The sequence below is a fragment of the Azospirillum sp. B506 genome (assembly GCF_000333595.1).
Lineage (GTDB): Bacteria > Pseudomonadota > Alphaproteobacteria > Azospirillales > Azospirillaceae > Azospirillum.
In genome coordinates this window covers 1-2,882 of sequence record NZ_BADK01000324.1, presented here as the reverse complement: position 1 = coordinate 2,882, position 2,882 = coordinate 1, and the positions used below count along the sequence as shown (strand labels likewise).

2 protein-coding genes are annotated in these 2,882 nt (G+C 58.1%); both read right to left on the bottom strand.

Annotated elements, in window-relative coordinates; genetic code table 11:
* On the bottom strand, positions 1-1,305 hold a 1,305-nt coding region (locus I71_RS09960; protein ID WP_199902152.1), incomplete at its 3' end, for a TonB-dependent siderophore receptor.
* A gap of 1,048 nt (positions 1,306-2,353) precedes the next feature.
* Positions 2,354-2,758, bottom strand: coding sequence for a hypothetical protein (locus I71_RS37290; protein WP_148294202.1), 405 nt, complete (start codon positions 2,756-2,758; stop codon positions 2,354-2,356).
* Positions 2,759-2,882 lie beyond the last annotated feature (124 nt).

The following is a 2,882-nucleotide window of genomic DNA, read 5'->3' as shown; positions in this document are numbered from 1 at the left end:
ATACTGGTCGTAATACTGGTAACGCAGGCCGCCCAGCACGATCCAGCGGTCGCCCAGCTCGATGGAATCCTGGGCATAGACCGAGGAGGTCTCCAGCCGTTCGGTCTGGTCGCTGTCGGTCGCCACCACGTTACGGCTGAAGGGCAGACGCTCGTAGACCGGCCGGTAGATGTTGAAGGCGGTGGAGGTCGGGCCGCGGATCAGGTCGGTGCGCAGCGTGTCGCTGTAATCGTAGGAGGCGCCGAACAGCAGCTGGTGACGCAGGCCGGCGAACGTCACCTTGCCGGCGAGATCGGCGCGGACCGCATGGACGTCGACGTTGGAATCCTGGGTGGCGTCGGCGCGCCGGGTCAGCGCCCCGGTGCGGGCGTTGTAGGCGGTGACGCGCGCCTGATCGTCCTTGTACCAGTTGTGGCTGTAGGCGTAGTTGGCGCTGACGGTCCAGTTGGAATCGATCTTGTGGCTGATGCCGATGCGGGCCAGATGGGTGAAGCCGCTGGTGATGTTGTAGGGCTCGTCGAAGCGTTCCCGCTTCGACACCGGCACCGCCTTGCCGGTCGCGGTGTCGAAGATGGTGCCGCGGTCGAAGGGCACCCGATAGCGGGTGTATTCGTAGCCGAGCGTGATCGTGGTGTCGTCACCGTACCAGGCGAGCGACGGGGCGACGGTCTTCTGCTGGACGCGCCCGAAATTGCGCCAATAGGCGGTGTCCTGGATGTCGCCGACGAAGCGGTAGGCGAGATTCGAGCCGGCGGTCAGCGGCCCGGTGACGTCGACCTGTCCGCCGCCGCCGCCGAAGCTGCTGCCCCAGGCCTGGGCCTCGCCGCGCTGCGTCAGTTCGGGCATCTTGCTGACGACATTCACCATGCCGCCGGGATCGAGGATGCCGTAGAGCATCGAGGCCGGCCCCTTCAGCACCTCGACGCGGTCGGCCCCGGCGGTGAAGCTGCGCGGCATCGCCGTCCGCAACCCGTCGCGCATGGTCGAGCCGTCGCGGTTGTCGCCGAAGCCGCGCTTCATGAAGGCGTCCTGGGTGCCGCCCAGCGTGTTGCCCTGGGTAATGCCGCTGACATTCGCCAGCGCCTCGTCCAGGGTGCGGGCCGCCTGATCCTTGAGGACGGGAGCCGCCACCACGCTGACCGCCTGCGGCACGTCGAGCAGCGGCGCATCGGTTCCGGTGGCGAGCGACGTGCGCTTGGGCTGGTAACCGTCGGTCGCGGCCCCCTGGCCGATCAAGGTGATCGGACCGAGTTCCAGGGCGGTTCCGCTGTTTCCAGGGATGTTGTCTTCAGCATGGGCAGTCACGGCGGCGGCAGACGCAATGGTCGCGCAAGCAATGCACGCAATTAGTTTCACAGACTCCACGCGACGACCCTTCCCCGTCTTTATCCAAAAGCGGGAACCGCAGATTGCCGCATGTTGATTTCCAATCCGATGATTTGGCTGCAGGCTCGTTCCGTGATTCCCTTAGAATGCGAATAAACCGAAATGGGTAGAAGATGCAAGTGATTATTATTATCGTGTTTGGGGAACCACGGATCACCCCGCCCGCCCGTGTGTGTGGGGGGGTCCGGAAAACCGGGGAACTTCACACGAAATCAGGCGTGCAGGAGTAAGGCGTTGCCCAGGGAATAGCCCTGGGACTGGGGAAAGTCCGGGGTGATCGCCTATGAGGATCGCGCTCGTCTTCAATGGAATCCGCCGTCATCGAGAAGGCCAATTCCCAAGAAAAAGCAGATCGGCAAGCCTGACTCCCCGCCTTCGCGGGATGACGGAGAGAACAACGCGAAGCGATCGGAAAGAGAAAAACCTTGCAGGTTTGTGCCTACGCTTCTCCAAAGGAGAAGGATCGACAAGAACAGAACTTGACTTTTACTGAAATTTAATTTGAAATCAACAGTTGTTGCTCAAGATGACGCCACCTTCGTACAAGTCCACTTCAACGTGGAAGATAGCGGGGCCTGCCGGTGGGGTCATCGACTGCACTCAGCCGGCTTTCCCTGATCGTCGCCAGCTTGCATCGCCCGCAGATATCTGGTGACCTTTGAAAGATCAGGGAATGCACATCTGCCGGTGGCCGGAGATGAGAAGCGGCCGGCACCCTGATGCCGAAGACAGAGGCAGACCGGATGGCGACCTTCCGGGTGTTCGTGAAGGTGCCGGCAGCCGTGAAATCGGGATCGACAGATGTCGCGGCGATTGCCAAGGATCGGGCAAAGCGGCGAGTCCGGCCGGCACGCCAGCGTGTTCGTGGCACCCTGACAGGAGAACCGGAACCGGTTGTGCGATGCCAATGCCGATACCGAAGAGCGGCAGGATAATCCCGCCGCCTTCTCGCGCAATCCGCGCAGGTTCAGCTTGTCAAATACTTGAAATCACTGGAATAAGTCAAATCGTTGTTGTAACCTTTCGCATATCCCTCGTTGAACTGGATGCTCGTCCCATCCTCGCTAAATCCAGAGAAAAAATAATTCACCATTGATCCTATCCCAGGATAGTGACAGTCACCACCGAAGAAATAATGATCACGATTCAGATCAACTGAATATTGCTTTCCATCAACAGATACGGTCAGCCACATACGGGAAAAATCATTCCAGTCTTTTTCATCGTATACAGTGCAATATGTTTGAACATCCCTTATTTTTATAGGCTTGTTTTTTCCATCAACATATTGGAACATAACGGTCTCGTTGATTTTTAGATAAACGATATCGATATCGACGCCGGACGCATTCGAAAAAACGACACTCCCCATCTTCTGACTCCAGTCATTTTATTTGATGTGCAGATATTTTTCAAAAATTCGAAGCAGAAATTATCATGATGATTGCAGGTAGTTTACGTCATTGCAGTATTTATACTTTTTAGATCGGGCGAAT